The 9126-nt window shown below is 39.4% G+C and carries 8 protein-coding genes; 3 read left to right on the top strand and 5 right to left on the bottom strand.

Annotated features, from left to right (window positions below):
• The first annotated feature begins 21 nt into the window (after positions 1-21).
• Positions 22-927 carry a Dyp-type peroxidase gene (locus AACV33_RS04240; protein ID WP_065611601.1) on the top strand — a complete coding sequence of 302 codons (906 nt, stop codon included), beginning with the start codon at positions 22-24 and terminating at the stop codon, positions 925-927.
• A 92-nt stretch (positions 928-1019) separates the two neighbouring features.
• On the opposite strand, the gene crr is transcribed toward AACV33_RS04240, so the two are convergent.
• The 5 genes from crr to cysZ all read right to left on the bottom strand — a co-directional run bounded on the left by crr (position 1020) and on the right by cysZ (position 5850).
• On the bottom strand, positions 1020-1529 hold the full coding sequence (gene crr, locus AACV33_RS04245) for a PTS glucose transporter subunit IIA (RefSeq protein WP_012550853.1): 510 nt from the start codon (positions 1527-1529) through the stop codon (positions 1020-1022).
• Between the two features lie 76 nt (positions 1530-1605).
• Positions 1606-3330, bottom strand: coding sequence for a phosphoenolpyruvate-protein phosphotransferase PtsI (ptsI, locus tag AACV33_RS04250; RefSeq protein ID WP_017021184.1), 1725 nt, complete (start codon positions 3328-3330; stop codon positions 1606-1608).
• A 57-nt stretch (positions 3331-3387) separates the two neighbouring features.
• Complete coding sequence (gene ptsH / locus AACV33_RS04255; RefSeq protein WP_005420435.1) at positions 3388-3645, bottom strand: phosphocarrier protein Hpr; 258 nt, start codon at positions 3643-3645, stop codon at positions 3388-3390.
• A gap of 319 nt (positions 3646-3964) precedes the next feature.
• The gene (gene cysK, locus AACV33_RS04260; RefSeq protein WP_017021182.1) at positions 3965-4933 is read right to left on the bottom strand and encodes a cysteine synthase A; all 969 of its coding nucleotides are present in this window, start codon (positions 4931-4933) and stop codon (positions 3965-3967) included.
• A gap of 164 nt (positions 4934-5097) precedes the next feature.
• Positions 5098-5850 carry a sulfate transporter CysZ gene (gene cysZ / locus AACV33_RS04265; protein WP_017021181.1) on the bottom strand — a complete coding sequence of 251 codons (753 nt, stop codon included), beginning with the start codon at positions 5848-5850 and terminating at the stop codon, positions 5098-5100.
• 271 nt (positions 5851-6121) lie between these two features.
• On the opposite strand from cysZ, the gene zipA reads away from it, so the two are divergent.
• A complete protein-coding gene (zipA, locus tag AACV33_RS04270; RefSeq protein ID WP_017021180.1) occupies positions 6122-7048 on the top strand; it encodes a cell division protein ZipA in 927 nt (308 codons plus the stop codon).
• A gap of 90 nt (positions 7049-7138) precedes the next feature.
• Positions 7139-9126 (top strand): NAD-dependent DNA ligase LigA (gene ligA / locus AACV33_RS04275; protein WP_182699919.1); only part of this gene is annotated, 1988 nt, incomplete at its 3' end.

The raw sequence follows: 9126 nt of genomic DNA on the forward strand, positions 1-9126 counted from the left end.
AATAAGAAAGGAACTGAGTTCATGTCTTACACTCCTCAAACGGCATTATTGCCAGAACCAGATCGATTTGCACTGTACGTAACGTTAACTGTGAAAAATAACCCTCAGCAGGTTTTAGAGCAGCTTCAAGCGTTACCACTTTTGATCTCTGAATTAAATGAAAGCCAACCAGATGCCAATATAAGTAGTGCGATTTCTTTTGGTGCTGATTTTTGGGCTACATTGTCTGCACCTATGCCACCAGAGTTATCTAAATTTAGAGCATTAGGTAAAGGGGATATCATCGCACCAGCGACTCATGGTGATGCGTTTATTCACCTGCATTCAAATCGTCATGATTTACACTTTTATATCCTACGTAAATTAATGAGTTCTATTTCTGAATGTGTTCAAGTCGATGAAGAAGTTTCTGGTTATCGTTTTCTTGATTCTCGTGACATGACTGGTTTTGTTGATGGAACAGAAAATCCTAAGAATGAAGCTAGAGCAGAAGTTGCCCTAATTGCGGATGGGGAATTTAGTGGTGGCAGTTACATGATGTGTCAGCGCTTCCTTCATAACATACCTGCGTGGAATCGCTTATCTGTTTCTGCTCAAGAAAAAGTAATTGGTCGTACTAAGCCTGATTCTATTGAACTAGACGACGTTCCTGCTGCTTCTCACGTAGGTCGTGTTGATATAAAAGAAAATGGTAAGGGTGTTAAGATTCTACGCCACAGCTTGCCGTATGGCTCGGTCTCAAGTGATCATGGTCTATTGTTCATTGCGTATTGTCATAGTAAACATAACTTCCAAATTATGTTGGATAGCATGTACGGTGAAATTGATGGGAAAACGGATCAATTATTACGTTTTACTGATGCTGTTACTGGCGGGTACTTCTTTACTCCATCACAAGAAATGCTTGCTGATCTTACGGTTCGATAATTAATCAACAAACGATAGATATAAAAAAGCCGCTATCAAATAGCGGCTTTTTTTATTCTTTATTTAACTAATTAATTATCTATTAAAAGAAATTACTTAGTTACTTTAAGAACTGGAGATTCACCAACAGTAACAGCACCAGAAAGCTTAGTTAGCTCTTTGATTTCGTCCATGTTAGAAATAACAACAGGAGTAAGCGTTGATTTCGCGTGCTCTTCAAGATACGCAAGATCAAATTCGATTACGATATCGCCAGCTTTAACTTCTTGACCTTCTTCAGCAATACGAGTGAAGCCTTGGCCTTTAAGTTCAACAGTATCAATACCGAAATGAACGAAAAGCTCAATGCCGTCTTCAGATTCGATTGAGAAAGCGTGGTTAGTTTCGAAGATTTTACCGATCGTACCGTTTACTGGAGCAACCATTTTGTTGCCAGAAGGTTTGATAGCAATACCGTCACCAACGATTTTTTCAGCGAACACTACATCTGGCACATCTTCGATGTTTACGATTTCACCAGAAAGAGGTGCGATGATTTCAATTGCACCAGCGGCAGCACTTTCAGAAGAAAATGCGCTTTTAATTTTGTCAAACAGACCCATTGTGTTGCTCCCTAAAGTTTGTATTAAATAGCCACTAAAACTTAGTGGCTATATTTAATTCTTTGCAACTATACTATTACTTAGTATTTTCTGCGATAAATTTTTCAACGTGTGCTTCAATTTCTGCTGCTGTAGGCATTTGAAGTGCTTCATCTGCCATTGCTTTTACTGCTGCAAAGTTTGAGTTACGAACGATTTTCTTAACAAGAGGGATAGAAATACCGCTCATGCTGAATTCGTCTAAGCCCATACCAAGAAGAAGTAAGCTTGCACGATCATCACCCGCTAACTCACCACACATACCTGTCCATTTGCCTTCTTTATGAGAAGCATCGATTACTTGCTTGATTACAAGCAGAACCGCTGGAGATAGTGGGTTGTATAGGTGAGAAATCATTTCGTTACCACGGTCAACAGCAAGAGTATATTGTGTTAAATCGTTAGTACCGATAGAGAAGAAGCTAACTTCTTTCGCTAAATGATGTGCAATTGCAGCGGCTGCTGGCGTTTCAACCATAACACCGATCTCGATGCTTTCGTCAAACGCTAGGCCTTCAGCTCGAAGTTCTACTTTGTATTCTTCGATTGCTTTTTTCAGCTCACGGATTTCTTCAACAGAAATGATCATTGGGAACATGATACGCAGTTTGCCGTGTGCTGATGCACGTAAAATACCGCGTAATTGATCACGTAGAATTTCACGACGGTCTAAACTGATACGGATTGCACGCCATCCTAAGAATGGGTTCATTTCTTCAGGAAGATCCATGTATGGTAGATCTTTATCACCACCGATATCCATAGTACGGATAATCACTGATTCACCATGCATCGCTTCTGCTACTTCTTTATAAGCAACATATTGCTCTTCTTCAGTAGGAAGTGCATCACGATCCATGAATAGGAATTCTGTACGATACAGACCAACACCTTCACCGCCGTTACGAATAATACCTTCACAGTCTTTTACTGTGCCGATGTTACCGCAAACTTCAACTTGGTGGCCATCTAGAGTGATAGCAGGTAGGTCTTTTAGTTTTGCTAGTTCTTCTTTTTCAGCAACTAAGTCGTCACGAATTTTTTTCGATTCAGCCAGTTCTGCTTCTGATGGGTTGATAACAATTCTGTTGTTAACCGCATCAAGAATCAACATGTCACCGTTTTTCACTTGCTTAGTGATATCGTTAGTACCAACGATAGCAGGAAGTTCAAGAGAACGTGCCATGATAGAAGTATGAGAAGTACGTCCGCCAATGTCACAAGCAAAACCAAGAACGTAATCTAGGTTTATTTGTGCCGTTTCAGACGGTGTTAAATCTTTAGCAACTAGGATAACTTCTTCATTAATGTTGCTTAAAGAAACAATCGTAATGCCTAGTGCATTTTTAACAAAGCGGCTACCGATATCACGGATATCTGTAGCACGCTCTTTTAGATAGTCATCATCTAAAGATTCAAGTGCACACGCTTGCTCTTCAATTACAGAGTAAATTGCAAAATCAGCAGAAAGTTTGTCGTCTCTTATAAGGGCTAAGATTTCTTCTTCTAGCTCTTCATCTTCAAGAAGCATTATATGCCCCTCAAAAATCGCTTCTTTTTCTTCGCCAAATGTTGCTAGCGCTTTCGCTTTAACCGCTTCTAATTGCTCAGAAGACTTAGCTCTAGCGTCAAAGAAACATTGAATTTCTGTTTCTACTTGAGATTCAGAGATTGGAGTTTTGTTTAGGACAATTTCATCTTCCTGAAGTAATAATGCTTTACCAAAAGCAATACCCGGAGATGCTAGAATGCCAGAAATCATAGCTTTACCTTAACATTGATCAAATTAGAGAATGAGAATAATTAAAGAAAAAGCTGATTAATGCAGCTCGTCCATTAGTTTAACTAGGTGGTCTACTGCTTCTTTCTCTTGAGCGCCTTCGGCAGAGATAGTTACGTTAGTACCTTTAGTTAGACCTAAAGTTTGTAGTTTGAAAAGGCTAGTAGCGCTTGCGCTTTTGCCATTAGAAGTAACAGTGATTTTTGCATCAAAACCTTTCGCTTCTTTAACGAACTGAGCCGCTGGACGAGTGTGAAGGCCATTTTCTGCAGTAATTACTACGTCTTGTGAATACATTGTGTATACCCCGATTTATATTTTATGTTGAATTAATGTCGTTAACCCATTCGTTTCTGAAAACTACTTTCGCACATCATTGTGATAGACACAATCCACGAATGTTAAATAGATTAATGACAGTAATTTTATATAAGTTTACTTATTTTGTAATCTTAAGTTCACTTCTCAGTGATACTTTATAACGGATTGTAATTATTTTACACCTAAAAATAAAGTGGCTTGATTATTACTAAGGAGGGAAATGAAATCAACAAAAAAACCCCATAAGGGGCTTTTTTGGCGTAAAAATTGATTTCAACACATGAATGTTGCGGTTTTATTGCTCATTTTCTTGTTCTGTAAACAAACCAGCAAAAAGTGCTGTACTTAGGTAACGTTCACCCGAACTTGGTAATACGACAACAATTTGCTTATTTGCGAACTCTGGAAGTGCTGCAATGCGGTTTGCTGCAACGACGGCTGCTCCTGAAGAGATGCCAGCTAAAATGCCTTCTTCTTCCATTAAACGACGAGCCATTTCGATTGAATCTTCTGATGTCACGGCTTCAACACGATCAATTAGCGTTAAATCTAGGTTTCCTGGAATAAATCCAGCGCCGATCCCTTGAATCTTATGTGGTGCTGGTTTTATCTCTTCGCCTGCAAGTGCTTGGGCAATAACTGGTGATTCTGCAGGTTCAACAGCGACAGACAGTACGGCTTTATTTTGAGTATGTTTTAAGTAACGACTGGTGCCTGTTAATGTACCTCCAGTACCTACTCCAGCAACAAATACATCAATGTTGCCATCAGTCGCTTCCCAGATTTCAGGGCCTGTTGTTTTTTCATGAATCGCCGGGTTTGCAGGGTTATTAAATTGTTGAAGAAGTAAATATTTACTTGGATCACTTGCTACAATTTCTTCCGCTTTAGCGATGGCGCCATTCATGCCTTTTGCCGCTTCAGTAAGAACAAGGTTTGCCCCTAGTGCTTTAAGAAGCTTACGACGTTCTAAGCTCATTGATGCAGGCATAGTTAGTGTTAGTTTGTACCCTTTAGCTGCGGCAACAAAAGCCAATGCAATGCCGGTATTTCCTGATGTTGGTTCAACTAACTCTATGCCTTCTCTTAATGTACCTGCTTTTTCTGCTTCCCAAACCATGTTTGCACCAATACGGCATTTAACGCTAAAGCTTGGATTACGTGCTTCTACTTTTGCTAATACATTACCATTACTCACACGGTTTAAACGTACAAGAGGGGTATTGCCAATCGTTTGTGAATTATCTTCGTAAATCTTTGTCATGATCTGTTCCTTCATTTCACGTAAAGCGTGATTAATTATAAAGTAAATATTTTGGACGCTCATTTGAGCAACTCGACCTATCTAGAATACGAAGAGTTACTTAAATGAGAAAGGATCTAAAGGTTATAAGATATAGATGAACTTATTCTATGTGGGTTTAAGCATTAAAGGCGAGAGTGCTTATCACGATAAACATCTACCCACATTGCTGTTGCGCCACATACAGCAATAGGCATTACAAATAAATTTAGAATAGGGGTCATCGTAAAGAGAGTAACTAGCGATCCAAATGATAGGCATTTACCACGCTTTGTTTTTAAATCATCTCTCATCACTTCGAATGGTACTTTATGGTTATCAAATGGATAATCGCAATATTGAATTGCCATCATCCAAGCCGTAAATAAGAACCAAAGAATAGGAGCCACACTTTGTCCTATTGCCGGAATAAAGAAGAGAATAAACAAGCCTAGCGCTTTAGGTAGGTAATATTTCAGTTTTTGCCATTCACGTTTAAAGATCCGCGGGAAATCTTTTAATGCGTCAATTACCCCACCGTCAGGCGCGGGTTGATTGGTTAATTTTGCTTCTAAATGCTCTGCTAGTAAGCCATTAAATGGTGCTGCAATCCAATTCGCAATCGTACTAAAGAAATAGGAAAATACCGCAAGAATACTAATGACAATGAAAGGCCATAGTAAATACGATAACCAATCTAACCAACTCGGTATTTGGGCTAGAATTTGTTCGATCCATCCACCAATTTGGTTGAAGAGATAAAAAAATGAACCGCCTAATAAAATAAAGTTTATCAGTAGGGGAATAAAGACAAAGCGTCGAATACCAGGGGTCATTGCAAGTGACATCCCTTTCACAAAGTATTGAACACCAGATTGGGTTTGTTTAAATGAACTCATAATCTATATTTACAGTTTGTGTATCATCTATTCACTATACTCAAAAATACGCACAAAGAAATGCAATTACCGATAATTTAGCGACTGATATTGTTCATTTGTAAGATTTATGTCACCACTTTCATTTTGTTATTCAACAAGTACCCTATTATTTGGTACATTACCAATAAGTAATGGTAGATTAGCACTATTGGTTAGGCTACCTTAATAGTAGTGATAATATTTCTTCCTTATATACAGTAAGAAGAATTAATAAAGCAGAGAGTGAGCGATGCAAGAATTGCGATTAGTGTTGATACTTGTTGGGGCATTGGCCATTGCGGCATTGTTGTTTCATGGCTTATGGACAAGTCGAAAAGAGACAAGCTCAAAATTTGGTAAGAAAGTAGATATCGATTTTGATTCTGAAAGTGAAGATGAGCAACCAACCCCAGCTCGTGGTTTTGAACAACCAAAAGAAAGCGTAGTAGACGTTCGTCAAGAAAGAAAAGAACCAGCATTTGGTCGTGATGAACCTAATTTATCCCAAGATCCGTTGTTTGATGGTGGCACTGACGCGATTCTTAAACAGAATGAAGAAGAAAAGGAAGTGGAGCCGAAAGTAATTGAAGAGCCTGTAATGACAAGGCCCTCAATTTCTGAATCGATGGTAAAAGAAGAGCCAACTATTTCGTTTTCTGCGATTGATGATGTTGAACCGACTTTTCACAAAGAGTCTTCAGTTGTTCCAGCGCCCGTTGAACCCGTGATTATTCCTGAAATAGAGCCTGAAGTTGTTCCTGAGCCAGAAGAAGATGTGATTGTCATCAATGTGCATGGTATGGGGAATGAGCGATTTAATGGTAATCGTTTATTTAATAGCTTAGAGCAAAATGGATTAATCTTCGGTGATATGGCTATTTACCATCGTCATTCTGATTTGGCCGGTTCTGGTAAAGTTGTATTTAGTACTGCTAATATGGTTGCTCCAGGGCATTTCCAAGTACCAGAGGGTGAAGAGTTTTCGACTCCAGGTATTTCATTTTTCTTACCATTGCCATGTAATGGTGAAGCTGATTATAATTTCAAACTAATGCTACAAACGGCACAATTAGTCGCTTCAGAGCTTGGTGGAAATGTGTTGGATGAAAAACGAAATATGCTTACACCAAATAAAATAGATGAATACAAACAACGAGTAAAAGTTTTTTGTAATTAATCGTCTATTATTATCTTAATTTTTAAAGGCTCATTCGTGAGTCTTTTTTGTTTGTATACCATCAATAAAAGAACAAGAAGTTGACCCGTCATGAGTATTGAAAAAACACTAGATGAGCTTAAAAAACAGCTTAATTATCACGCTTACCGTTATTACGTTGAAGACAGTCCAGAGCTTCCTGATGCTGAATATGATCGAATGATGCAGCAACTATTGTTGATTGAAAAAGAACACCCAGAGTTCATGACTGTCGACTCTCCAAGCCAGCGAGTTGGTGGTGAAGCATTAGGTGGTTTTACTCAAGTTCAACATGAGATCCCTATGTTGTCATTAGATAATGCATTTAACGATAATGAACTCGACTCTTTTGAAAAACGCATCAATGATCGTCTTATTTCGGATTCTGTTTCCTTGTTTTGTTGTGAGCCTAAGCTTGATGGTTTAGCGGTAAGTCTTTTGTATGTTGATGGGCTGTTAGTTCAAGCGGGAACTCGTGGTGATGGTGCAACAGGCGAAAATATTACAGAGAATGTAAGAACTATTCGTTGCATACCGCTAACGTTGCAAGGAGAAGGGTGGCCAACTCGTTTAGAGGTTCGCGGTGAAGTATTCATGCCTAAAGCCGGGTTTGATGCGTTAAATGAAAGAGCGCTAAAACGTGCTGAGAAGCCATTTGCTAATCCCCGTAATGCGGCCGCTGGCAGTTTGCGTCAACTTGATTCAAAAATCACAGCAACTCGCCCATTGAGCTTTTATGCATATAGTGTAGGAATCATTGAGGGGGGGGAGCTAGAAGGCAGTCATTATCAACGGTTTGTTCAGTTAAAAAACTGGGGTTTACCTATGTGTGAAGAGACAAAACAATGCCACTCACTGACCGATGTAAAAGCATATTATAAAGACATTCTCGAGCGTCGAGATGCATTGAAATATGAAATTGATGGTGTAGTGATTAAGGTTGATAGTATTTCTTTGCAAGAGCAACTAGGCTTTGTTGCAAGAGCCCCGCGTTGGGCTATTGCTTATAAATTTCCTGCTCAAGAAGAGCTGACCGTTTTAAACGATGTTGAATTTCAAGTCGGTCGTACTGGGGCAATAACCCCCGTAGCCAAATTAGAGCCTATTTTTGTTGGCGGAGTGACGGTGAGTAATGCGACATTACACAATGCCGATGAGATTGCTCGCTTAGGGGTTCATATTGGTGATACTGTCATTATTCGTCGTGCTGGTGATGTTATCCCTCAGATTGTATCAGTCGTAGAAGCTCGTCGTCCTGAAGACAGTAAGGCGATTATCTATCCAACAACATGCCCTGCTTGTGATTCTCAACTGGAACGTATTGAAGGCGAAGTCGTCACGCGTTGTGTCGCTGGTTTAGTTTGCCCTGCTCAACGTAAAGAGGCGTTAAAGCATTTTGTTTCTCGCAAAGCGCTTGATGTAGATGGCTTGGGAGATAAAGTGGTAGAGCAACTCGTAGATAAAGAAATGGTGGAGACACCGGCTGATTTATTTAAACTGTCTGCAGGTGTATTAACCGTCCTCGATCGTATGGGACCAAAGTCAGCGCAGAATGTGGTCAATGCATTAAATAAAGCGAAAGAAACGACGTTATCACGTTTCTTATATTCTTTAGGGATCAGAGAAGTTGGAGAGGCGACTGCGGCTAATTTAGCTCTCCATTTTCAAACATTAAATGCAATAAGTTCCGCCACATTTGAACAATTAATTGAAGTCAGTGATGTTGGCGATATTGTTGCTAAACATATACTTGGTTTCTTTAGTGAGCCTCATAATCAAGCTGTGATTGAAAGTTTACAACTGATGGGCGTTAATTGGCCGGATATTAAAGCGCTTGATGAATCGGTTCCTCAGCCACTAGCAGGTAAAGTTGTTGTCTTGACAGGAACATTATACAAACTAAAACGCAATGAAGCTAAAGCGGCACTGCAAGAATTAGGTGCTAAAGTTGCTGGTAGTGTCTCTAAGAATACCGATATTCTTTTTGCTGGAGAAGCGGCTGGTTCAAAATTAGCTAAAGCAGAAGAGCTAGGTGTTGAAATAATGAATGAAGAACAGTT

This window comes from Aliivibrio sp. SR45-2 (assembly GCF_963890165.1).
Classification (GTDB): domain Bacteria; phylum Pseudomonadota; class Gammaproteobacteria; order Enterobacterales; family Vibrionaceae; genus Aliivibrio; species Aliivibrio salmonicida.

Excerpts from the sequence above, each read along its gene's own strand:
- AACV33_RS04240 (WP_065611601.1), top strand. The coding sequence starts at position 22 with ATGTCTTACACTCCTCAAACGGCATTATTGCCAGAACCAGATCGATTT.
- crr (WP_012550853.1), bottom strand. The coding sequence starts at position 1,529 with ATGGGTCTGTTTGACAAAATTAAAAGCGCATTTTCTTCTGAAAGTGCT.
- ptsI (WP_017021184.1), bottom strand. The coding sequence starts at position 3,330 with ATGATTTCTGGCATTCTAGCATCTCCGGGTATTGCTTTTGGTAAAGCA.
- ptsH (WP_005420435.1), bottom strand. The coding sequence starts at position 3,645 with ATGTATTCACAAGACGTAGTAATTACTGCAGAAAATGGCCTTCACACT.
- cysK (WP_017021182.1), bottom strand. The coding sequence starts at position 4,933 with ATGACAAAGATTTACGAAGATAATTCACAAACGATTGGCAATACCCCT.
- cysZ (WP_017021181.1), bottom strand. The coding sequence starts at position 5,850 with ATGAGTTCATTTAAACAAACCCAATCTGGTGTTCAATACTTTGTGAAA.
- zipA (WP_017021180.1), top strand. The coding sequence starts at position 6,122 with ATGCAAGAATTGCGATTAGTGTTGATACTTGTTGGGGCATTGGCCATT.